Annotated in this window: 22 protein-coding genes; 13 read left to right on the top strand and 9 right to left on the bottom strand. The window is 65.0% G+C overall.

Annotated features, from left to right (window positions below):
• The first annotated feature begins 75 nt into the window (after positions 1–75).
• Both GEV37_RS01050 and GEV37_RS01045 read left to right on the top strand, forming a co-directional pair.
• Entirely contained in the window at positions 76–1,656 is a 1,581-nt protein-coding gene (locus GEV37_RS01050) for an alkaline phosphatase family protein (protein WP_227388315.1), read from the top strand.
• A 15-nt stretch (positions 1,657–1,671) separates the two neighbouring features.
• A complete protein-coding gene (locus GEV37_RS01045) occupies positions 1,672–3,081 on the top strand; it encodes a mannose-1-phosphate guanylyltransferase/mannose-6-phosphate isomerase (RefSeq protein ID WP_227388314.1) in 1,410 nt (469 codons plus the stop codon).
• Positions 3,082–3,159: 78 nt separating this feature from the next.
• Here the strand turns inward: GEV37_RS01045 and GEV37_RS01040 are convergent, their stop codons facing one another.
• From GEV37_RS01040 to GEV37_RS01030, 3 genes are all read right to left on the bottom strand, one after another.
• Positions 3,160–4,092 carry a lysophospholipid acyltransferase family protein gene (locus tag GEV37_RS01040; protein ID WP_227388313.1) on the bottom strand — a complete coding sequence of 311 codons (933 nt, stop codon included), beginning with the start codon at positions 4,090–4,092 and terminating at the stop codon, positions 3,160–3,162.
• Between the two features lie 3 nt (positions 4,093–4,095).
• A complete protein-coding gene (locus GEV37_RS01035) occupies positions 4,096–4,500 on the bottom strand; it encodes a DUF4870 family protein (protein ID WP_227388312.1) in 405 nt (134 codons plus the stop codon).
• A gap of 87 nt (positions 4,501–4,587) precedes the next feature.
• On the bottom strand, positions 4,588–4,971 hold the full coding sequence (locus GEV37_RS01030) for a VOC family protein (RefSeq protein ID WP_227388311.1): 384 nt from the start codon (positions 4,969–4,971) through the stop codon (positions 4,588–4,590).
• Positions 4,972–5,252: 281 nt separating this feature from the next.
• Here GEV37_RS01030 and GEV37_RS01025 point away from each other — a divergent pair, with 281 nt between their 5' ends.
• From GEV37_RS01025 to GEV37_RS00990, 8 genes are all read left to right on the top strand, one after another.
• The gene (locus GEV37_RS01025) at positions 5,253–6,629 is read left to right on the top strand and encodes an MFS transporter (RefSeq protein ID WP_227388310.1); all 1,377 of its coding nucleotides are present in this window, start codon (positions 5,253–5,255) and stop codon (positions 6,627–6,629) included.
• Positions 6,630–6,738: 109 nt separating this feature from the next.
• A complete protein-coding gene (locus GEV37_RS01020) occupies positions 6,739–8,517 on the top strand; it encodes an acyl-CoA dehydrogenase (protein WP_227388309.1) in 1,779 nt (592 codons plus the stop codon).
• A 47-nt stretch (positions 8,518–8,564) separates the two neighbouring features.
• Entirely contained in the window at positions 8,565–9,341 is a 777-nt protein-coding gene (locus GEV37_RS01015; RefSeq protein ID WP_227388308.1) for an enoyl-CoA hydratase-related protein, read from the top strand.
• 46 nt (positions 9,342–9,387) lie between these two features.
• A complete protein-coding gene (locus GEV37_RS01010; RefSeq protein WP_227388307.1) occupies positions 9,388–10,089 on the top strand; it encodes a glutathione S-transferase family protein in 702 nt (233 codons plus the stop codon).
• A gap of 54 nt (positions 10,090–10,143) precedes the next feature.
• Entirely contained in the window at positions 10,144–10,683 is a 540-nt protein-coding gene (locus GEV37_RS01005) for a YaeQ family protein (protein ID WP_227388306.1), read from the top strand.
• A 112-nt stretch (positions 10,684–10,795) separates the two neighbouring features.
• Entirely contained in the window at positions 10,796–11,788 is a 993-nt protein-coding gene (locus tag GEV37_RS01000; protein WP_227388305.1) for a lipid A deacylase LpxR family protein, read from the top strand.
• Positions 11,788–12,114, top strand: a complete 327-nt coding sequence (locus tag GEV37_RS00995) for a hypothetical protein (RefSeq protein ID WP_227388304.1) — start codon at positions 11,788–11,790, stop codon at positions 12,112–12,114. Before GEV37_RS01000 ends, GEV37_RS00995 begins: the two co-directional genes overlap by 1 nt.
• A gap of 134 nt (positions 12,115–12,248) precedes the next feature.
• Entirely contained in the window at positions 12,249–14,360 is a 2,112-nt protein-coding gene (locus tag GEV37_RS00990; RefSeq protein WP_227388303.1) for a TonB-dependent siderophore receptor, read from the top strand.
• Between the two features lie 72 nt (positions 14,361–14,432).
• On the opposite strand, the gene yghU is transcribed toward GEV37_RS00990, so the two are convergent.
• A complete protein-coding gene (yghU, locus tag GEV37_RS00985) occupies positions 14,433–15,275 on the bottom strand; it encodes a glutathione-dependent disulfide-bond oxidoreductase (protein ID WP_227388302.1) in 843 nt (280 codons plus the stop codon).
• 150 nt (positions 15,276–15,425) lie between these two features.
• Here yghU and GEV37_RS00980 point away from each other — a divergent pair, with 150 nt between their 5' ends.
• A complete protein-coding gene (locus GEV37_RS00980) occupies positions 15,426–16,121 on the top strand; it encodes an aspartate/glutamate racemase family protein (RefSeq protein ID WP_227388301.1) in 696 nt (231 codons plus the stop codon).
• Here the strand turns inward: GEV37_RS00980 and GEV37_RS00975 are convergent.
• Entirely contained in the window at positions 16,118–16,543 is a 426-nt protein-coding gene (locus GEV37_RS00975; protein ID WP_264477645.1) for an organic hydroperoxide resistance protein, read from the bottom strand. The two genes, GEV37_RS00980 and GEV37_RS00975, sit on opposite strands and share 4 nt — an antisense overlap.
• 103 nt (positions 16,544–16,646) lie before the next feature.
• On the bottom strand, positions 16,647–17,096 hold the full coding sequence (locus tag GEV37_RS00970) for a MarR family winged helix-turn-helix transcriptional regulator (protein ID WP_227388300.1): 450 nt from the start codon (positions 17,094–17,096) through the stop codon (positions 16,647–16,649).
• Positions 17,097–17,143: 47 nt separating this feature from the next.
• On the opposite strand from GEV37_RS00970, the gene GEV37_RS00965 reads away from it, so the two are divergent.
• Both GEV37_RS00965 and GEV37_RS00960 read left to right on the top strand, forming a co-directional pair.
• Complete coding sequence (locus tag GEV37_RS00965) at positions 17,144–18,094, top strand: MOSC domain-containing protein (protein WP_338035095.1); 951 nt, start codon at positions 17,144–17,146, stop codon at positions 18,092–18,094.
• Between the two features lie 140 nt (positions 18,095–18,234).
• Positions 18,235–18,657, top strand: a complete 423-nt coding sequence (locus GEV37_RS00960) for an OsmC family protein (RefSeq protein WP_227388299.1) — start codon at positions 18,235–18,237, stop codon at positions 18,655–18,657.
• Positions 18,658–18,763: 106 nt separating this feature from the next.
• On the opposite strand, the gene GEV37_RS00955 is transcribed toward GEV37_RS00960, so the two are convergent.
• The 3 genes from GEV37_RS00955 to GEV37_RS00945 are packed head-to-tail and all read right to left on the bottom strand — an operon-like array spanning position 18,764 to position 21,951.
• Positions 18,764–19,774 carry a zinc-binding dehydrogenase gene (locus tag GEV37_RS00955; protein WP_227388298.1) on the bottom strand — a complete coding sequence of 337 codons (1,011 nt, stop codon included), beginning with the start codon at positions 19,772–19,774 and terminating at the stop codon, positions 18,764–18,766.
• A gap of 22 nt (positions 19,775–19,796) precedes the next feature.
• The gene (locus tag GEV37_RS00950; protein WP_227388297.1) at positions 19,797–20,567 is read right to left on the bottom strand and encodes a glucose 1-dehydrogenase; all 771 of its coding nucleotides are present in this window, start codon (positions 20,565–20,567) and stop codon (positions 19,797–19,799) included.
• A 25-nt stretch (positions 20,568–20,592) separates the two neighbouring features.
• Positions 20,593–21,951, bottom strand: a complete 1,359-nt coding sequence (locus tag GEV37_RS00945; RefSeq protein ID WP_227388296.1) for a GntP family permease — start codon at positions 21,949–21,951, stop codon at positions 20,593–20,595.
• Positions 21,952–22,240: the final 289 nt, after the last annotated feature.

Here is a 22,240-nt window from a genome sequence, read left to right as displayed (position 1 = left end):
CTGCTCCACGCTGCATCGAACACCCGACATTGCCACCTTGTTCTCAGAAGGTTTCTTCATGCTCCCAGGGTATTCATGTTCCGCCTTCTGATCGCCGCCTTGTCTCTCAACGTGCTGCTCGTCGCTCCGCTCTGGTGGCGCAACGGCGACCTCGGTGTACCGATGATCGCCCTGGAAGCCTGGGTGCTCGCGCCACTGTTGCTGCTCGTTCCCGGCGGGGGGCTGCGCCGTTTGCTGGTCGGGCTGGTGACGCTCCTGGCGGGGCTCGTCAGCGCTGCCAACCTGGGCGATGCCGCCACGCATACCGCGTTCGGTCGCTCGCTCAATCTGTATCTCGATCTACCACTGCTGCGCTCGGTCCATGATCTGCTAGTAGGTAATGTAGGCCAGTTGGCGGGAGTTTTCATAATGGCTCTGGCGGGGTTTTCGATGCTCGCCGCGATGGTACTCATCGCCATGTTGCTGTGCCCACGGCGCGCCTACTCGCCGCGCCGCTTGCCGGGACAGTTCGCTGTGGTGCTGACCACCGGCGCCCTGGCACTTGCCGTGCTCGAGTACAGCGGCCACCGGCTGCTGGCGAAATCGGCACTGCCCATGGTCGCTACCCTGCGCTTTCAGGTCGAGCAGGTGATGGTCACGCACCGGGCGCGGCAGAGCTTCGAGAAGCAACTGGCAGATTCGCCGCTCGAGGCGAGGGCGCTCTCGGGTCTCGAGGGGCGCAACGTCCTGATCACCTTCATCGAATCCTATGGCGTCTCGGCGATCGACGACCCACGCTACCGCGATCTTTTGCTCGAAACGCTGGCCGAGATGGACGAACGTCTGGCGGCGCGCGGCATCGGCGTCGTCTCTGGACTGCTCGAGGCACCGATTCGTGGCGGCCAGTCCTGGCTCGCCCATGCCACCGTTCTGAGCGGGCGCTGGATCGACAACCCGCTCTGGTATCGTCTGATGCTCGACAGCAACCGCGCCACCCTGGTGGACGACTTTCACGCCACGGGCCAGCGCTCGCTCTCGGTGATGCCGGCGATCACTCTGGCCTGGCCCGAAGGCATCGCCTATGGTTTTGACGAGATACGTGCGGCGCGCGACATTCCCTACGCCGGCCCGCGGCTCAACTGGGTGACCATGCCTGACCAGTTCACCCTCGACTACGTGCACAGGCACTACCTCGATGGCCCGCCCCTGTTCGCCCAGATCACGCTGATCTCGAGCCACGCCCCCTGGACGCCGATCCTGCCGGTGCTGGAGAACTGGTCGATGATCGGCAACGGCGCGATCTACGCGCCCTGGGAGAACGCCAGCGACCCGCCGGAGGTACTCTGGCAGGACCTTGAGCGCATTCGTGATCACTACGGCTGGTCGGTGGATTACTCGGTCAAGGTGACCGGACGCTTCGCCGAACGGGCGGTAGGCGACGACACCCTGCTGATCGTGATGGGCGATCATCAGGCCGCCCCGTTGATCACCGGCGAAGGGGCCAGCGCTGCGGTGCCGGTGCATATCATGAGCCGCGACCCGATGCTGCTCGATGCCTTTCGTGCTCGGGGGTTCGTGGATGGCACGCTGCCGCGGCTCGACAGGCTCGACGATGTGCCCAGGATGAGCGAGCTGCGCCACTGGCTGCGCGAGGATTTCGGTGCGACGAATGACTGACCGAGGATGAGGCCGATGTTACCAGTGATACTCAGCGGTGGAAGTGGAACGCGGCTCTGGCCGCTCTCGCGCGAACAGAGCCCCAAGCAGTTCTTGCGACTGACCTCGTCGCTCAGCCTGCTGCAGCGAACCCTCACGCGACTGGACGGGCTCGAGAGCGAGACGCCGCTGTTGATGGGGCATCACGCCCACCGCTTCCTGATGGCCGAGCAGCTGCGCGAGATCGATCGCGCCGGCACCCTGGTGCTCGAGCCCGAGGGCCGCAACACGGCACCGGCGATCGCCTGCGCGGCGCTGCTGGCAGGCCGCGACGAGGCCGATCCCTTGCTGCTGGTACTGCCCGCCGACCACGAAATCGAGGACGAGGCGGCTTTCGTCGAAAGCGTTGCCCGCGCGCAGGCGCTGGCCGAGCAAGGCTACCTGGTCACCTTCGGCGTGGTGCCGACGCGAGCGGAGACCGGCTACGGCTACATCCGCTGCGGCGAGGCTCTCGAGGGGGGCTATCGGCTGGCGAGCTTCATCGAGAAGCCGGACGCCGACCGGGCGGCGGCGCTCGTGGCCCAAGGCGACACGCTCTGGAACAGCGGCATGTTCCTGCTGCGCGCCTCGCACTACCTCGAGGAGCTCGAGCGGCTGCGCCCGGATATCCTGATGGCCTGCCGGGCGGCGATAGAGGGCGCCCATCGCGATCTGGATTTTTTGCGCCTGAGCGAGGCGGCGTTTGCCGAGTGTCCGAGCGAGTCGATCGACTACGCGGTGATGGAGCAGTGTCGCCATGCCGCGGTCGTTCCCCTGGACGCGGGCTGGAGCGATATCGGCAGTTTCGATGCGCTCTGGGCGGCCAAGGCACCGGACGCAGCGGGTAACGTGGTCGACGGCGATGTCGTGCTCAGCGACACCTGCGACTCGCTGGTCATCGCCCGCCACCGGCTGGTCGCGACCCACGGGGTGGAGGATCTGGTGGTGGTGGAAACGCCGGATAGCGTGCTGGTGACCCGGCGTGAACATGCCCAGCAGGTCAAGGGGCTGGTCGCACAGCTTGCCCTGGCCGGGCGGGAGGAGGCGCACAGCGCCGCCCAGGTGCACAGGCCCTGGGGCAGCTTCCAGTCGATGGACAGCGGCGAGCGCTACCAGGTGAAACACATCACCGTGACGCCCGGCGGGCGGCTTTCGCTGCAGCGCCATCATCACCGGGCGGAGCACTGGGTGGTGGTCAGCGGCACCGCCCGGGTCACCATCGAGGAGCGCACCTTTCTGGTCAGCGAGAACCAGTCCACCTACATTCCCATCGGCGCGCAACACCGGCTCGAGAATCCCGGCAAGATACCGCTGGAGCTGATCGAGGTGCAGTCGGGAAGCTATCTGGGCGAGGACGACATCGAGCGCCTGGACGACGTCTACGCCCGTTCCAGCGACGAGAACTAGCGGGCGCGACGCGCGATGTCGAAAGGCGAGGCAGGGGCAGCGAAACAGGGTCAGCGAGACAGGGCCAGCGAAACAGAGTCAATAGAGCCGATAATCGTTTGCGTTGGCCACGCCTTCGGCTTCCTCGACCACCTTGCGATAGCGCTTGTACTCCCACTGGTACTGCGCCGGGTCGAGGGCGATCGACGCCTCGACGCTGACGTTGACGCCGGTGGCGGAAGTCACGTCGTCCTCGCTGTAGACCCGCTCGTCGGCGTCGAGGAAATGGATCACGAACCCCTTGCCCGGCACGCGCAGCGCCACGCCGGTCACCACCCGCGCCTGGGTGCGGGCGACCAGCTTGGGTAGAAGCGTGGCGGTGTAGGCCGGGCGGTCGAAGAACGGCGCGAACACGCCGCTGCCCCAGTCCGGCTCCTGATCCGGCAGGATGCCGATCGCCTCAGAGCGCTTGAGGGCTTTCAGAAGCGCCGCCACGCCGCGCGAGTTGGTGGGCACGAGACTTGCCCCCATGCGCTCGCGGCCGTGGCGGATGATGGGTTCGAGATCGGCGATCTTGGGCGGCTCGTACATGGCGGTGAAGGGAAAATGGCTCGACAGCCAGAAATTGAGCACCTCCCAGTTGCCGAAATGCGGTGCCAGCACGATCACGCCGCGCCCTTGGGCGCGGGCGTCGTCGAGCTTGTCGCGCCCGTAGACCGCCAGGATGTGCGCCTCGACCCTGGCCGGCGAGGCGATCCAGGCGTGGCCGAGTTCGAGCATGGTGGCCGCCGAGTGGCAAAGGCTCTGGCGGGCGAGCGAGCGGCGCTCGTCGGCGGGCATGTCCGGGTAGACCACGGCGAGGTTGGTGTCGGTCACCTCGCGCTCGCGGCGGCTGAGAAGATGGACCAGCGGCCCCAGGCGGCGCGCGACGCACCACAGCGCCTTCAGCGACCAGCCGGAAAGAAACCGCCATAGTGTGCCGATGGCGCGGGCCTGGAAGCTTTGCAGTCGAGAGGAACGAGAACCGGCCATGGCTTACAGCAACCAGCTATCCACGTTGGTCGGCGCGCGCTTCTCCTGAATGCCCTTGAAGCCCTTGACGCAGCGCACGATGAACCACGCCGCCAGCGCCAGCAGCAGCGGGAAACCGATCAGCACGAGCGTGAGCAGCGAGGCGATACTCAAGTAGAGCAGGCCGATCCAGAAGGTGCGGATCTGGTAGCGGTAGTGCTCGTCGAGCCAGCGCGGGCCGTTGCCATGGTAGACGTAAGAGACGATCACGCCGACGATGATGGTAAAACCGGTCACGAAGTTGGCCAGGAAAAGGGCGTAGACCACCAGCGCCACCGTGGTGTCGGGGCCGGCGGCCGGGGCGCGTTCATCGACGCGCTCGTCCACGATTTCACCCTCGATGGGCGCTTCATCAGCGTTGTGGCGCATACACGCTCCTTTGGCAGGTTGACCGCCCGCGGCGGCGTCGAAGGCGGCCATGATAGCGCCGCCCGGGCCATGGCACCACCCGAAGACTCAGCGCGAAAGCGGCCGGCAGATCTCCAGCAGGTTGCCGTCCGGGTCGCGCAGGTAGAGCGATTCGATCGGCCCCGTGGCGCCCTGGCGCTCGACGGGGCCGAGCTCGACGGGCACCGCCAGCGCCTCGAGGTGGGTCAGAAACTCCGCCAGCGGCAGCTGGCAGCGCAGGCAGAGATCGAGACTGCCCGGGGTAGGGGTGGCGGAAACCGGTGCGATGTCGGTATCGGTCTGGTGCAGGCGAAGGGCAGTGTCTCCGAGCAGCAGATCCACTCGCTGGGCGTCACGGTAGCGAACGTCCAGCCCCAGCACGCGGGAGTAGAAATCCACAGCGCGCCCCATGTCGGTCACGGTTACAACGAGATGGTCCAGGCCTGAGAGCATGCGTGATCCTTTGTATCGGCGGTCTTGGTGAAAACCTCGATGATACGCCAAGCCGGTCACCGCGTGTCAGTTAATCGCGCCGCTCGCGCTAGAGGATATTGCTGTCCAGAGGCGCTTTGGATGACGAAAACACCAAGTGCCGGGGCGCTTGGGCGAAAAGCGTTGACTTTGGGGCGCCGGGCGCAATAATTGCGCGCCCGTTTGGTTGCCTCGAAGCTGTGCCGGCATGAAAAACGGTGTGGCGTTCGTTTCAACAATCGGCGGTTAAAGGTGAGGTAGGCATGTCGCGGCAACTCTTGGCTATGGCGCTCGCGCCATTATTGGGGCTTTTCATTCTCGGCATCGGCAACGGCTTTCTGGCCACGCTGATCACCCTGCGCCTGGACGCCGCCGGCGAGTCCGCCACGCTGATCGGGGTCGTCTCCTCGGCCTACTTCATCGGCCTGGCGCTCGGGGCGATGGTCAACGACCGTTTGCTGCTGCGCATCGGCCATATTCGCGCCTACGGAAGCTTCGCCTCGCTGGTGGCGGTCACGGTGCTGCTGCAGGGGCTGTTCTTCGACCCCTGGGCATGGTTCGTGCTGCGCCTGATCGGCGGCTGGGCGACGGTCGGCGTTTACCTGGTCATCGAAAGCTGGCTTCTGACCGCGGGCGACCAGAAGGTGCGCGGCCGGCTGCTGGCGCTCTACATGATCGCGCTCTACGCCGCCGGGGTTCTAGGGCAACTGCTGCTGGGCACGCTCGACGCCATGGGCGCGACCGCGCCGTTCATGGTGGTCGGCCTGCTCGCCTCGCTCTCCGTGCTGCCCATGGCGATGATTCCCCGCGTGTCGCCGCTTCTCGAACACGCCGAGCCCTTGCCGCCGCACCGTTTGATCACCATGACGCCTACCGGGGTGATTGGCAGCCTGGGCTCCGGCATGGTGGTCGCCGCCGCCTACTCGCTGCTGCCGCTCTATCTGCAGCGCATCGGCATGAGCGTCAGCCAGGTGGGGCAGATGATGGCCGTGGTGATCCTCGGCGCGATGCTGCTGCAGTACCCGATCGGACGCTGGTCCGACCGCCACGACCGGCAGATGGTGCTGATCGGCATCAGCGCGTTCTGCATCGTGATCTCCGCTGCCATGCTGACGCTGCCGCTCTCCTTCGGGATGCTGGCGGTGCTGCTGTTCTTGCTCGGCGGCGGGGTCTTCGCCCTCTACCCGGTGGCCGTTAGCCACGCCGCCGACCGGGCGCCGGCGGGGGCGCTGGTGCGCATGAGTCAGGGGCTCTTGTTGATCAACTCCATCGGCGCGACGATCAGCCCGCTGCTGATCTCGCCGGTGATGACTGCGGTTGGCGATGCGGGGCTGTTCTGGTCCTTCGGGGCGCTGAGCCTGTTCTTCTTGCTGTTCTTTGGCTGGCGGCGCAGCGTGCGCCCGGCGCCGATGCCGGTGGCGCCGTTCACGGCGACCATGCCCATGTCCGCCGCCGGTGCCGAACTCGTGGTCACCGAGGAGCTGGTACAGGGGGCGCTGGAGCACGAGCATCTGGAGGATCTCTCCAACGTGGTGCCGGAGGTCGAAGTGGCCGAGCCCGTGGTTGGCCCGCCTGCCGAGGACGAGACTCACATCACCTACTACGACGATGCCGAAGGTGTCGACATTCGCCGCCACTGAGCCCACCGTGATACCTTGGACGAATGGTGTGCAAACGCACGTTTGATTACCATGCCCCGATACCGATGACGCGTTGATCTCGTCACTCAGTTCAGACCAGGGGGATGCCATGAAGGATTATGCCGCGCCGGTACGCGATCTGCGTTTCGTTCTCGAAGAGGTGCTGGGTCACACCTCGCTCTCGCTGCCCGCTTTCGAAGAGACCACGCCGGAACTGGTCGAGGCAGTGCTCGAGGAAGCCGCGAAGCTCGCCGGTGATGTCTGGGGGCCCTTGAACCGCGTCGGCGATCAGCAGGGCGCCAAGCGTCACGCCGATGGCAGCGTCACAACGCCGGAGGGCTTCGCCGCCGCCTACCGCGCCTACGTCGAAGGTGGCTGGAACGGCATCGGCGTGAGTGAAACGCTGGGTGGACAGAACCTGCCGGAAGTGGTGGCGAGCGCCGTTCAGGAGATGCTCCACGGCGCCAACATGGCGCTTGGGCTGTGCCCCATGCTCACCGCCGGCGCCATCGAGGCGCTGGCCCATCACGGCAGCTTCGAGCTAAAGGCCACCTACCTCCCGGCGCTGGTCGAAGGACGCTGGACCGGTACCATGAACCTTACTGAGCCCCAGGCCGGCTCGGATCTCTCCCAGGTGCGTACCCGGGCCGTTCCCGAGGGCGATCACTACCGTATTTCCGGCCAGAAGATCTACATCACCTGGGGCGAGCACGACGCCGCCGAGAACATCGTCCATCTGGTGCTGGCGCGCACGCCCGAGGCTGCTGAGGGCAACAAGGGGATCTCGCTGTTTCTGGTGCCCAAATTCCTGGTCGACGACAGCGGCGCGCTCGGCGAGCGCAACGACGTGGTCTGCGCCTCCCTCGAGCACAAGCTGGGCATTCACGGCTCGCCCACCTGCACGCTGAGCTTCGGCGAGCAGGGCGGGGCGGTCGGCTATCTGGTCGGCGAACAAGGGCGCGGTCTCAACCACATGTTCACCATGATGAACGAGGCGCGCCACAAGGTCGGTATCCAGGGCATCGGCGTTGCCGAGCGCGCCTGCCAGCACGCCGCGGCCTATGCACGCGAGCGCGTGCAGGGGCGCCTCTCCAAGGCCCGGGGCGGGGCACCCGCCACCATCGCCGAGCACCTCGACGTCAAGCGCATGCTGCTGTCCATGCGCGCGCGCACCGACGCGCTGCGCTCGCTGGCGCTCTACTGCGCCGGCCAGCTCGATATTGCCCGCCACGGTGAGCCGCAAGAGCGCGATGCCGCCCAGGCGCTGGTCGATGTGCTGATTCCCGTGGTCAAGGGGTTCTCCACCGATCAGGCCGTCGAGATCGCCTCCCTGGGCATTCAGGTGCACGGCGGGATGGGCTACGTGGAGGAGACCGGGGCGGCCCAGCTTTTGCGCGACGCGCGCATCGCCCCGATCTACGAAGGCACCAACGGCATCCAGGCGCTGGACCTGGCCGGACGCAAGCTGCAGCGCGACCAGGGCGCGGCCCTTACACGCTTGATCGAGCATGCCGAGCAGACCGCCCGAGCGCTTCGCGACGAGCCCGCCCTGGCGGCCCTCGGCGCCGCGCTCGACGCCGGCGCGGCGGATCTGCGCGCGGCCATGGCGCAGGTGCTGGCGCAGGGGGCGGACCCTGCGCGCGGCAATGATGCCATCCAGGCCTATGCCACGCCGTTTCTGAGCCTGGCCGGCCACGTGCTGTGCGCCTGGCAGATGGGCGAGGCGGCGCTCAAGGCCCACCGCGCCGAGGGGCAGGATCCTTTCTACCGCGCCAAGCTCGCCAGCGCCCGCTACGCCCTGACCCAATGGCTGCCCGTGGGACGTTCCCAGCGCGCGGTGATCGAGGCGGGCACCCAGTGCCTTGACGATTTCTTCCTCCAGCCATAACGTCCCGTTACAACGACAACAGGGTTACAACGATAAAGGAGTCCCTCATGAGCGATGCAGTGATCAAGCGAACCGACGACGCCGGCGTGGTGACGCTGACCCTCCAGCGGCCCAAGGCGCTCAACGCCTTGAACAGCGACGTGCTCGCGGCACTGGAGAGTCACCTGGCCGACCTCGAAGGGCAGGCGGATCTTCGCGCGGTGCTCGTCACCGGCGCCGGCGAGAAAGCCTTCGTGGCCGGAGCGGATATCACCGAGATGCGCGACAAGACGCCGGAGCAGGCGCGTGCCTTCGCCGCCCAGGCGCTGCGTACCATCAAGCGCCTGGAGCAGCTTCCGGTGCCGGTAGTGGCGCTGGTCAACGGGTTCTGCCTGGGCGGCGGCTGCGAGCTGGCGCTGGCCTGCGACTGGGCGGTGGCCAGCGACAACGCGGTGTTCGGCCAGCCGGAGGTACTGCTTGGCGTGATTCCCGGTTTCGGCGGTACTCAGCGCCTGCCGCGCCGGGTCGGTCCGGCCATGGCGCTCGATCTCGTCACTACCGGGCGCAAGATCGATGCCCAAGAAGCACTGCGCATCGGGCTGGTCAACCAGGTGATGCCCCAGGCCGAGCTAGCCGCCTACGCCGAGACGCTCAAAGAGCAGCTTCAGGGCAACGGCCGCCAGGCGGTTCGCGCTGCCAAGCAGGCGGTCCATGATGGCCAGGATCAGGATCTCGACAGCGCCTTGGCGCTCGAGACCAGCCTGTTTGCGTTCTGCTTTGCCGGCGACGAGCAGAAAGAGGGCATGAGCGCGTTCGTGGAGAAGCGCAAGCCCGATTTCCGGTAGGTGGTGCTCCTCGGTCACATTTTCTTTAAGGTCAGGGGAAACCTCGATGTTCGATCTCTATATCGCCAACAAGAACTACTCCTCCTGGTCGCTGCGGCCCTGGGTGCTGATGACGGCGCTGGAGATTCCCTTCAACGAGCGCCTCATGCCCTTCGAGGGCGGAAGTGGCGCAAGCCACGATACCTTCCTGCGCTTCTCGCCTTCGGGGCTGGTGCCCTGCCTGGTCGAGGTCGATGGCGATGTACAGGCCGCCGTATGGGACTCGCTGGCGATCATCGAATACCTGGCCGAGTGCTGCGACGATGTATGGCCAAAAGCGCGCTCGGCAAGAGCCTGGGCGCGCTCGGCCTGCGCCGAAATGCACAGTGGCTTCACCGCGCTGCGCCAGGAGTGCCCGATGAACTGCGGCGTGCGGGTTCGCCTCAATTCGCTCTCGAATGCACTCAAGTGCGACCTTTCGCGTCTGGATGCCCTCTGGCAGCAGGGACTCGAGCGTTTCGACGGGCCGTTCTTGGCCGGCCGCGCGTTCGGCGCCGTGGATGCGTTCTTCGCCCCGGTGGCGTTTCGCATCCAGACCTTCGATCTTCCGCTCAGCGACACTTCTCGGGATTACGTCAAACGGCTCTTGCAGGTGCCGGCGCTGCAAGCGTGGTACGAGCAGGCGCTGGCAGAGCCCTGGCGGGAGGAGAGCCACGAGCGCGATACGCTGAAGAGCGCGACGCTGCTGCGCGATCTACGAACGGGTTAGCCCGTGGGCCGGCCAAATCCGTTACACTAGCGAAAAATCAAGCGGATGATGGAAATGGCATTAAGCGCGACCCCCTACAAAGTGGATGTGAACCTGACAGACCTGGATCGCAACGTGTATGAAACGCTGCGCTTTACCGTCGCGCGCCACCCTTCGGAAACCGAGGAGCGGCTCTGCGCGCGGCTGCTGGCCTTCGTGCTCTGGTACAGCGAGGCGCTCGCCTTCGGGCGCGGGCTTTCAGACGTGGACGAACCGGCGTTGTGGGAGAAGAGCCTGGATGGCCGCGTTCTGCACTGGATCGAGGTGGGTCTGCCGGATGCCGACCGGCTGACCTGGTGCTCGCGGCGCGCCGAGCGGGTATCGCTGCTGGCTTACGGGCGCACGGATATCTGGGAGGCGAAGGTGCTGCCGGCGGTGGCCTCGCTCAAGAACTTGCACGTGGCGAGCCTGCCTCAGGCAGCGCTCGAGACCGTGGCGCAGGACCTGCCCCGGGCGATCGAGTGGGCCATCATGATCAGCGATGGTGCGCTGTTCGTCACCGACGAGCGCGGCCAGCACGAGATCACTCCGCACTGGCTGAAGCTCGAGCGCTGAGCGTCGCGCGAGGAAAGTATGCCTGCTAAATATTTGTTGTTTACATACAGCCAAAAACGTTTATAAAGCGGCTATACTGGCTTCGAACGATACCCCCCTCAAGGAAAGAGACATGAACGACTCTTCTGCCGCCCGGTGGAAACCCCTGGCCATCGCCGCCTCGATGATGCTTCTGGCACCGCTGGCCTTCGCCGACGACAGCGCATTTTCGGTCAAGGTCGAGAACGACGGCATGGCCAGTAGCGACGACGGCCACTTCACCAGCGGCTTCGAGCTCAACTACCGCTACGCCCCGGGCGACGAGAGCTGGACTCAAAGGCTTGCGACCTCCTTGCCCGATGCGATCATCGGCCGGGCGAACCAGGCGAGCTTTCGCCTGGTGCACCAGATCTACACGCCGGACAACATCGAGGAGCCCGCGCTGATCAAGGACGATCGCCCCTACGCGGGCCTGGTGTTCGTCGGTCTGTCGCTCTACGAGGACGCGCCAATCACCCAGAATGTGACCCAGGCGACCGATCTGCACCTGGACGTGGGGCTGGTCGGGCCGTCGTCGCTGGCGGACAGCATCCAGCGCGAGGTGCATCGCATCACCGGAAGTGACCGCCCGCGCGGCTGGGACAACCAGCTTGGCGACGAGCCGATCGCCAACCTCAACTGGCGCCGCCAGTGGTGGATCGATACGCCCCTGGCCGGCAAGCAGTTCGCCCACGGGCCGAGTGTAGGTGTAGCGCTGGGCAATCTCTACACCTACGCCAGCACCGGCTACAGCGTGCGCTGGGGCGACGACGCCAGCGGCGTGCCGACGCTGACGCCCAACCCGGGCAGGCGCGGCCAGTTCGACGCCACCCATGGCGTCCAGTGGTACCTGTTCGCCAACGTGGACGGCTACTACATGGCGCACAACCTGACTCTCGATGGCAACGTCTTCTCCTCGAGCCACTCGGTAGATCGCAAGGAGTGGGTCGCGGATGCCTCCGTTGGCCTTGCCCTCGGCTTCGGCGAGTGGCAGGTGACCTACGCTGCGCTCAAGCGCACTCGCGAGTTCGACGGCCAGGACAGCCACGATACCGTGGGCGCGATGACGCTCACCAAGCGCTTCTGATGACAGGCAAGAACCGTTACCCTACCACGCCGGACGGGCGCTACTTCGTGGCCAAGAACCGGCTCTGGCGCTGCACCGATCCGCGCCTCGATGACGACGAGGAGCAGGCGCAGGTCAACGCCTTGATGAAGGCGCGCCGCGCGGTCAAGAGCGCCAAGCAGCAGAACGACGACGCGGCGCTCAAAAAGGCGCGCAGCGAGGTTCAGCGCGCCAAGGAGGCGCTGGGCGAGCGTGGCCCGGTGTGGTGGAACGACGGCGCGCCGGACGAAGGCGGTCGCGCTCCCGAAAACAGCTCCTACGCCGAATGGTGGGAAAAGCATCGTTGACATCCCGGTCAACTGCGCGGGCCGGTGCAAGCGATTGAGCGGTGACATTGACAGACTGACACCTCCCTTTTATATTCCCTTGCGAATAATAATTACTACCATTATCAGTCGATACCTTTGCTCGGGATACTTTCATGCCAGACGGCTTTCAAGGCAAGCATCGGCTTGCCTCGGCGATCATCATCGCCTCTCACGCGCTTGCCACTCCGGCAATCGCCCAGTCAACCGCCCGTGCCGACGATGACGTCGCTCTCGATACCGTTCAGGTGACCGCCGAGGCATCCGGTGTCTACGGCTATATCGACGCCGAACGCGAAGCCGGGGTAGGCAAGCTGGCAGTGCCGATCGCCGAGCAGCCGTTCAGCATGTCGGTCATCGACCAGGAGTTCATTCAGGACACCGGTGCCAAGAGTATCCAGGATACGCTGCTGTATACGCCCGGCGTGCATGCGGGCAACTTCGGCTTCGATACTCGAACGGATAGCGCCAAGGTACGCGGGCTGGATGCCGGGCGCTACCTGGACGGCCTGCGACAGGTCTACGGCTCCTATAACACGGTGCGCACCAATCCCTACGCGCTGGAAAGCGTCGAGGTGCTGCGCGGGCCATCGTCCATGCTGTATGGCCAGGCGGATCTGGGCGGCATCATCAACGGCGTCTCCAAATTGCCCCAGGCTGAGCAGCGTGGCGAGGTCTGGGCCCAGGTCGGCTCCTTCGATCGTCAGCAGCTCGCGGTGGACGTGACCGGTGCCGCCGACGAAGAGGGGCAGTTCCTCTACCGTCTGGTGGCGCTCGCCCGAGACAGCGGCACCCAGGTGGACCACGTCGACGACGATGGCTACCTGCTCGCGCCCTCGTTTACCTGGCGGCCCAGTGACGAGACCCAGCTCACACTGCTGATCAATCGCCAAGAGAACAAGGGTCAGGTATCGGCTCAGTTTCTTCCCCAGATAGGCACCCTGGAACCGGGCTCCCAAGGGTTCATCGGCTCTCAGCGGTTTGTGGGGGAGCCCGGCTGGGATCGCTATGATCGCGAGAAGACCGAAACCACGCTGTTCTTCGACCAGACACTGACTGATGACTGGGCGTTTTCCGCTACCGCGCGCTATACAGAATCCAGCACCGAAACTCGCGAACATTGGGTGGACATCCCGAGTGTGCCCGGCCCGAACGGCGAGGTAAATCGCACGATCTTCACCGCCGACAACCAGACCCGCATTCTCAACCTGGATGCGCGGCTCATGGGGTCGTTCAGCCTGGGCGCTACCGAGCACACCCTGCTGGCGGGTATCGATCGCCAGGATGCCCGCTGGTCCGAAGACAATTACTCCTCCGTGGCCGGCGGAGGCGGACCGATCAATATCTATGATCCACGCTACGGTAATCTTCGCCTCGACGCGCTCGACCCGCGCGACCGGCCCGACAACGATATCGAGCAGGTAGGCGTGTACCTGGCGGATCATGTCGAGTTCGGGCCGGTGGTGCTCTCCGCTGGGCTTCGACGTGACTGGGCCGAAAACCGTACCCTCGCGGTGGATGGCCCCGATACGGTCAGTGACGAGGCGCAGACCACCGGACGTCTTGGGCTGATGTACCGCTTCGAGAACGGGTTCTCGCCCTACGTGAGTTACTCCGAAGCGTTCGCCATGAACCTGGGAAGCGACGGCACGGACGATCCGAGCCCGCTCAAGCCGACCACCGGTGATCAAAACGAGGTGGGCTTCAAGTATGTCTCGCCGGACCAGACGCTGGCGGTGAGTGCGGCCTACTTCGACATCACTCAGGAGAATCGCATCAGCGACGGACTGACGCCGGGTGGGGTGCAGCAGGTAGGTGCCCAAGTGGATGGTTTCGAACTCCAAGTGAACAAGCGCTGGCACTCCTTCGAAACCCAACTGGCTTATACCCACCTCGATGCCACCAACGCGGCCACCGGCCTGCGGCTACCTTTCGTGGCCGAGGAGCAGGTCTCCTGGTGGAACCGACTCTACATGGGAACGAACTGGCGCGTCGGTGCCGGCGTACGCTACGTGGGCGACACCGTGGGGGCCACCGAAGCCCCGGTGGTGCCGTCCAGCACGCTGTATGACGCGATGGTCGGCTACACGCTCGCCGACTGGGACTTCTCGGTGGATATCAAGAACTTTACCGACGAAGAGTACGTGAGCTGGTGCCGCTACGATGGGGGTGATTGTGGCTACGGCGACCGGCGCAGCGTTACCGCGAACGTTCGCTATCAATTCTGACCCCGCTCGAGACGCAAGACGGCCCCCTCGGGGGCCGTCTTGCGTCGTGGGTGATACCCGCTATCGCTGGCTTTAGAGCTTGTCGAAGTCGCTGGCATCGTGGCGCTCGGGAAGCTGCTCGCTCTCGTCGCCCCAGGTCTTGTTGACCATGCGGCCGCGCTTGACCGCGGGGCGCTCGTCGAGCTCCTCGGCCCAGCGGATCACGTTCTCGTAGGTGTGCGCCTGCAGGAACTCCGCCGCCTCGTAGACGCGGTTCTTGACCAGGGCGCCGTACCACGGGTAGATCGCCATGTCGGCGATGGTGTACTCGTCGCCGGCCATGTAGCGGTTGTTCGCCAGGTGCCGGTCAAGCACGTCGAGCTGGCGCTTCACTTCCATGGTGTAGCGGTCGATGGGGTACTGGTACTTTTCCGGCGCGTAGGCGTAGAAGTGGCCGAAGCCGCCACCCAGTATCGGCGCGCTGCCCATCTGCCAGAAGAGCCAGGAGAGGGTTTCGGTGCGTTTGGCCGAATCCGTCGGCAGGAAGGCGTCGAACTTCTCGGCCAGGTACAGAAGGATCGCGCCGGACTCGAACACCCGCTGGGGCGGGGTGACACTGTGATCCATCAACGCTGGAATCTTCGAGTTGGGGTTCACTTCGACGAAGCCGCTGCCGAACTGGTCGCCCTCGCCGATCTGGATCAGGTGGGCGTCGTACTCGGCACCCGTGATGCCCTTTTCCAGGAGCTCCTCGAGCAGAATGGTGACCTTAACGCCGTTGGGGGTAGCCAGCGAATAGAGCTGTAGCGGGTGCTTGCCCACCGGACGCTCCTTCTCGTGGGTCGCGCCCGCCGTCGGCCGGTTGATGCTGGCGAACTTGCCGCCGTTACCCGGCTCCCACTCCCATACTCGCGGCGGTGTATAGGTATCGCTCATCGTGCTCTCTCCTTGTGGTGACAAACATCGATCAAAGGTCTTCTATAACGTAGCGTCAAGCTATCAATGGGGCTAATGAAAACCGCCTGCAAGGGGCGTATGTTGGGTCGATACATGAGTAAAGGTTCAAATGGACAGGAGCGGAGCCAGATGCGAACGATCGGTGTACTAGGCGGTATGAGCTGGGAGTCGACCCAGAGCTACTATCAGGCGTTGAACGAAGGGGTCAACCAGGCGCTTGGAGGGCTGCATTCCGCTTCCGTCGTCTTGATCAGCGTCGATTTTGCCAAGATCGAAGCGCTGCAGCGTGCCGGCGACTGGACGCGGGCCGGAGAGCTGCTCGCCGAGGCGGCTAGGCGGCTCGAGCGCGCCGGCGCTGATTGCCTGCTGCTCGCCACCAACACCATGCACAAGGTCGCGCCCGCCATCGAGGCGGCCATCGGGATTCCGCTTCTGCACATCGCCGATGCCACCGCCGAGCGCTGCCAGGCGCAGGGCATCACCCGGGTGGGGCTCCTTGGCACGCGCTTCACCATGGAGCAGGCGTTCTACAAGGCGCGCCTTCAAGAGCGCTACGGCATTGACGTCGTCGTCCCGGACGAGGCCGCGCGCGAAAGCGTTCATCGGATCATCTTCGAGGAGCTTTGTCGCGGCGAGATCAAGGAGGCGTCCCGAGCCCGCTACCTGGAGATCATCGCAACCCTCGAGGCGCGCGGCGCCCAGGCGGTGATTCTCGGCTGTACCGAGATCGCCCTGCTGGTCGACCAGTCTCACACCACAGTGACACTCTTCGATACCACCGCCCTGCATGCGGCAAAGGCGGTGGCCTGGTCGCTCAAGACCTAGACGACGCTCAGCGTGACGTCGATGTTGCCGCGCGTGGCGTTGGAGTAGGGGCAGACCGTGTGGGCCTTCTCCACCAGTGACTCGGCCTCTTCGCGCGCAAGCCCGGGCAGGCTCACCTTGAGCTCGACCTCGATGCCGAAGCCGATCTCCACCGCACCGATGCCTACGGCGGCGTCGATACTGGCGTCCTTTGGCAGCGTCACCTTCTCCTGGCTCGCCACGTGCTTGAGCGCACCCAGAAAGCAGGCGGCGTAACCCGCGGCGAAGAGCTGTTCCGGGTTGGTACCCTGGCCACCGGCGCCGCCCAGTTTCTTGGGCGTGCTGAGCGTGACATCGAGCGCACCGTCGGAAGATTTGGCCTGGCCTTCGCGGCCGCCGGTGACGTGGGCTTCGGCGCGGTAAGCGATGGTTTCGATGGACATGGAGTTTCCTTGGTTGATCATGAGTACCGCGTAAACTTAGTCCAGCTTTATTTTGCGCGCAATATAAATTCGAAAGTGCGCTAACGATTTTACGAGTCAGGGGTCAGGGCGTCTTGAGAAGCTGCTCGCGTAGCGTCACCAGCTCGTTCTTCAAGGCCATCAGCCGCTCGGACGAAAAAGTACTTGCCTGCATCATGCAGCCGGGAACGTGGGCCGCCCGAGTGCGCAGCTCCCACCCCTTGCGGGTCAGGCAGAGCGTGACTACGCGCTCGTCGTCAGGGCCCCGTCGGCGCTCGAGAAAGCCGTCACGCTCCAGACGCTTGAGCAACGGGGTGAGCGAGCCCGGGTCGGTCAGCAGGCGTTTGCTGAGCGCGCCCACCGTCAGGCCATCGTTCTGCCACAGCGCCAGCATTGCCAGGTACTGCGGGTAGGTCAGCCCCAGCTCCTTGAGCAGCGGCTTGTACGCTTTGGTCATGGCAAGCGAGGTGGAGTAGAGCGCGAAGCAGAGCTGGTGATCCAGCGTGAGCGCGTGCAGAGGGTCTTGCTCGGACATGATAGCTCCCGGGGTGGTCGCGACCAATGTAGCGTGTCCGGCGTCGAGTGGCTATCCCCCGGCGGGTGCCGGGTCGGCTCGTCAAGGTGGCTGGAGCCCGCCTGCCGATTTCGCTAAAGTGGCCCCTGACCCTCGCCTTCGGAGCATTCTCCTTGAACATCCAGCAGCTCACCTTGTACCCGGTAAAATCGCTTCAGGGCATCGACATGGAGGCGGCGCGATTGACGCCGCAGGGGCTTGCCCACGACCGCCACTGGATGTGGGTCGACGAGCATCAGCGCTTCGTCACCCAGCGCCAGCTGCCGTCACTCGCCCGCATCCAAGTGGCGCTCACCGACCGGGCGCTGGTGCTTTCCCATCCGCGTGCGGGCTCGATCGACGTTCCTTTTGAGGCACCTGAGGGCAAGATCCGCCTGGTCACGGTGTGGAGCGATCACTGCAAGGCCCTGGCCGAGCGCCGGGAGGTATCCGGCTGGCTGCTCGAGGCGCTCGGCGAGCAGGCCAGGGGCTTGACACTGGTACGCTTTGCCGAAGGGTTCACGCGCCACGTGGAAGCCGACTTCATGCAAGGCGAGATCGCGGATACCCGCTTCGCCGACGGCTATCCGTTTCTCGTGACGACCACCGCCTCGCTCGGTGCACTCAACCAGGCGCTCGAGGCCGGCGGCCATTCGCCGGTACCCATGGCGCGGTTTCGCCCCAACCTAGTGATCGACGGCGCCTCGGCCTGGGAAGAAAACGCCTGGAAGACGATCGAGCTTCACGGTGGCGAGGCCCGCTGGACGCTGCGCAAGCCCTGCAAGCGGTGCAAGATCATCACCGTCGATCAGTGCGAGGGCGTGATTCCCGTGCCTGCCGAGCCGCTCGCCACGCTGGTGAAGATGGCCACCCAGCCCGGGCTCAAGGGTGCTCACTTCGGTCAGAACGCCACGCTCGATCTCGGTGCGGGCGCGACCATCCGAGTGGGCGACACCGTCACGTGTCGCTCGCGCGATTGAGGTGAACCGCTTGCGTGTGGCGGTCGCGCTGGCGCCGTTCGCGCTGCGAGGAAAATACGCTACGCTGAAGGAGGTGGCGACCGGGACCGCGTCCCGCGCCCTTCGAGTAATCAGGCAAACGAATGCAACAGGAGTGTTCCATGGATAGCAAAGCGAATGCGCATTGGGAAGGTGGCTTGAAGGATGGCAAGGGCAGCATCAAGACCGAAAGCGGCGTGCTGGATGCCGGCTACTCCTTCAAGCAGCGCTTCGAGGGCGAGAAGGGCACCAATCCGGAAGAGCTGATCGGTGCCGCTCACGCTAGCTGCTTCTCGATGGCGCTTTCCATGATTCTGGGTGACAAGGGCTACACCGCCGATGCCATCGATACGCAGGCGACGGTGACGCTGTCTCAAAGCAAGGAAGGGTTCGACATCTCCAAGATCCATCTCGATGTCAAGGCGAGCGTGAGCGGGGCCGACGAGGCTGCCTTCCAGGAAGCCGCCGAAACCGCCAAAGCCAACTGCCCGGTTTCCAAGGTGCTCAAAGCCGAAGTGACCATGACGGCCAAGCTCAAGGGCTGATCCGCCATCACTCGCTTGATTTCGATCGAGCGATTCTACCTGACGACACTCGCGTACTTCTGGCCGCCTTGCGCGGCCAGAAGCGTTTCAGGCGCCTGGCCGACGCTCACGCCCAGAGCGAGATGAGCACCTTGCCCGAGGCCTCGGAGTCCTTGGCGATGGCGAAGGCGTTCTGGGCATCGCTTGCCGGCAGCACGTGGGTGATGACGTCGTCGAACCGGCTGTCCGCCGCCAGTAGTGCGATGGCTTCGTCGATCTCGTTATGAAAGCGGAAGCAGCCGCGCAACTCGACCTCCTTCGAGATCAGCGGTGCCAGGGCCAGCGGCTGCGCCGTGGCGGGCATCATGCCGATCTGGGCGATGACGCCTGCACGGCGAACCGCCACGATGGCCGCGTTGATGGAGGCGGGTACGCCGGTACACTCCAGCACCACGTCGAACGCCTCCTCGGGCAGCGGCGTTTCGCCTACCCGGTAGGTGTGCTGGACCCCCAGCGCCCGGGCGCGCGACAGAGGACCTTCGAGCACGTCTATGATGCTCACCTCTGCCGCGCCCTTGGCAAGCGCTGCCGCGGCTGCCAAGAGTCCAATGGGGCCGGCACCGCAGACCAGCACGCGCTGGCCCTCGACCCCGCCCGCCACGGCGATACCGTGCAGGGATACCGCCAGCGGCTCGGCCAGCGCCGCGCGCTCGAGTGGAAGCGCCTCGGGCAGCACCCGGATCATGCCGGGCTCGACATCCAGGTACTCGCTCATACCGCCTTGGGTGTGCGGCCAGGTCGAGGCGGAGCCGAGATACGCGCCCTGCGGCCACAGGTGCGGTTTGCCTTCGAGTCCGGGCCTGGAGACGCCGAAGGTGGCCGGATGGAGGGTCACCGGCGTGCCTGGAGCCAGCTTGCCGCTCGGGTCGTGCTCGACCACGCCGGCCATCTCGTGGCCGGGCACCAGCGGTTCGCGTACCACGAAGGCGCCAACGGCGCCTTCGTGGTAGTAGTGCAGATCCGACCCGCAGATACCGCCGAAGGCCATGCGCAGGCGAATCTTGCCCGGGGCCAATTCCGCAAGGGGAAGGGTCTCTTCGCGCAGGTCCTGCTTGCCGTGAATGACGAGTGCTTGCATGGGGTGTTTCTCCAGGCGGTGGCTACACGACCGAGGTCATGCCGCCGTCGACGAAAATGTTCTGTCCGGAAACGAAGCTCGATGCGTCGGAGCAAAGGTAGACCAGTGTGCCGATCAGCTCGTCGAAATGGCCCCAGCGCTGGGCAGGGGTGCGTTTCTCGACCCACTGGTTGAAGGCAGGGTCCTGCCACAGGGCGGTGTTCATCTCGGTCTTGAAGTAGCCCGGCGAAATGCAGTTGACCTGGATGTTGAAGCGCGCCAGATCCGCCGCCATGCCCTGGGTGAGCATCGCCACGGCACCCTTGGTGGCCGAGTAGGGCGCGATGGTCTCGCGCGCCAGCTTCGATTGCACCGAACCGATATTGACCACCTTGCCTGAGCCGCGCTCGCCCATGGCGCGCGTCACGCTTTGGGAAACGTAGAACAGACTCGACAAATTGGTGGCGACCAGCGCATCCCAGTCGGCTGGGGCGAACTCGTTGAACGGCGCCCGCCGCTGAAGCCCTGCGTTGTTGACCAGGATGTCCGGCGTACCGTGTCGGGCGATCAGTGCATCGACCGCCGCTCGGGCGGCGTCGGCATCGGTGACGTCGAAGCTTACCGCCTCGACGCTCGCGCCGGTCTCATCCGCCATGGCGCGGGCCTGCGCCTCGACCTGAGCCAGGTCGCGCCCGTGCAGGATGACGCGCGCGCCCTGCTGGGCCAGGCCCCGGGCAAGGGCATTGCCGAGCCCGCGCGAGGAGCCGGTGACAAGAGCTAGCCGCCCCTTTAGATCGAACAGTGATGGCGTCATGGGAATCTCCTTGCAAACGTGAAGGCTAGAACAGCACGAAAATCAGGTAGGCAAAGGCGAAGCCCACCAGCGATTCGAGGGTCTGCTGCACTGTCCAGGTCTTGAGCGTGGTCTTGACGTCCATGCCCAGAAGCCGGCCGACCAGCCAGAAGCCTGAGTCGTTGACGTGACCAGCGAAGACCGAGCCCGCCGCCGTGGCCAGGGTGATCGACACCACCTGCATGGCACTGAAATCGCCGCCGATCACCGCCGGCGCCATGAGTCCGGCGGCGGTGACCAGCGCGACGGTGGCTGAGCCTTGGGCCAGACGCATGATGACCGCCACCAGGTAGGCCGCGACGATCACCGGCAGGCCCAGATCGCCCAGCGAGTCCGACAGTGCGTCACCGATGCCCGAGGCGCGCAGTACGCCACCGAACATGCCGCCGGCGCCAGTGATCAACACCACCGAGCAGATCGGCGCCAGCGCCGAGTCCAGCACCTTCTCCAGCGCGCTGCCATCGACGCCGCGGCGCCGACCCAACACCAGCATGGCGACCAGCGTCGAGATCAGAAGCGCCACCGGAGTGCTGCCGATCGCGCGCATCAGCTGGAACCAGCCCTGGCTTTCGTCCACCGTGCCCAGCGAGCGCAGAAAATCCAGGCCAGTGTTCATGAAGATCAGCAAAAGCGGCAGCAGGAGAATGAAGATGACCGTGCCCACGCTGGGCGGATGAAAGACTTCCTCTTCTTGCAGCTCACCGAAAAGTGCCTTGTTCAGGGTGAACGGGTAGCGCCTGGCGACGAACTTGCCCCACATGTAGCCCGAGATCCACCACATCGGAAAGGCCAGCACGACGCCGGTGAGCATCAGAAGTCCCAGGTTGGCCTCATAGAATTCCGAGGCGGTCACCGGGCCAGGGTGCGGCGGCAGAAACACGTGCATGACCGAAAACGCGGCGGCGGCGGGCATGGCGTAGAGAAGAATTGGCCCCCCCAGGCGGCGGGCCACGGCGAAGATGATCGGCAGCATGACGATCAGGCCGGCGTCGAAGAAGATCGGAAAGCCCATCAGCAGCGAGGCAACGCCGAGGGCGAAGGGCGCGCGTTTCTCGCCGAACAGCGCGATCATGCGATCCGCCAATACCCGGGCACCGCCGGAGTACTCGACCAGTTTGCCGAGCATGGCGCCGAGCCCCACCAGCAGCGCCACGGCACCCAGCGTTCCCCCGAAACTCTGCACCAGGGTCGGTACGATGGCATCGAAAGGGATACGGGTGGCGAGGGCGGTCAACAGACTGACCACGATCAAGGCGAGAAAGGCGTGCACCTTGAGTCGGATGATCATTACCAGCAGCAGCAATACGGCTACGGCGGCAATACCCAGCAAGGGGCCTGCCGACATTGTTTGCGTCCATCCGTCCATTTGCAGGCTCCAAAGGCAGTAAGGGGGCGAAAGCGTGATGTTATCGGTAACATCATCGACAGCGCATGGTAGATCAAGGCGCCGCTTCTTAGACACTCGACCTTTGTTTAAGACGATGTAATCGCCTTACCGGGGCCAAGACGATATCTGCTGTGCCGATACCTAAGACGTTAGTCGCATGGCGGGCGGTTTACTTTGACAGCCTAATGATGGCTGGTTAGCCTTTTCAGCATCTTGTTACCGGTAACACTGCTGTTTGTTTAACACT

This window comes from Vreelandella malpeensis (genome assembly GCF_020622355.1).
In the GTDB taxonomy this organism is placed as follows: Bacteria; Pseudomonadota; Gammaproteobacteria; order Pseudomonadales; family Halomonadaceae; genus Vreelandella; species Vreelandella malpeensis.
This window is presented reverse-complemented; position numbering and strand designations above follow the sequence as displayed.